A 446-nucleotide genomic window follows, 5' to 3' on the forward strand; every position below is an offset into this window, starting at 1 on the left:
GCGGGGGGGCGCGCGGGAGCGGCGGTGGGCGGGGACCCGGGCCGCGGCCGCCAGTCGGCGAGCCGCGCCACCGTCAGGGTTTTCAAGCCGTGCCGGCGGGCGATTTCTTCAAGGCGGGGCAGCCGCGCCATAGAGCCGTCCTCGTTGAGAATCTCGCAGAGAAACCCCGACGGCGCGAACCCCGCGAGGCGGGCAATATCCGCCGTCGCTTCGGTATGCCCCTGCCGCGAAACTACGCCGCCTTCCCGCGCGATAAGCGGGAATATGTGCCCGGGTCTGCCCAAGTCTTCGGGCGCCGTAGCCGGATTCACCAGCGCCCGAATGGTCGCCGCCCGGTCCAAGGCGGAAATCCCCGTGGTCGCGCCCTTCAGGACGTCGACGCTGACGGTGAACGCCGTGCCGTGAACGGCGGTGTTTTCGCTCACCATGAGCGGCAGCCGCAGTTC

Annotated in this window: 1 protein-coding gene; it reads right to left on the reverse strand. The window is 70.4% G+C overall.

All coding sequences use genetic code 11. From position 1 onward, the window contains the following. Positions 1-446, reverse strand: a 446-nt coding sequence (locus AWU74_RS08465) for a 3,4-dihydroxy-2-butanone-4-phosphate synthase (RefSeq protein WP_162505117.1), incomplete at both ends; no start/stop codon positions are given.

The sequence above is a fragment of the Treponema endosymbiont of Eucomonympha sp. genome (assembly GCF_001028545.1).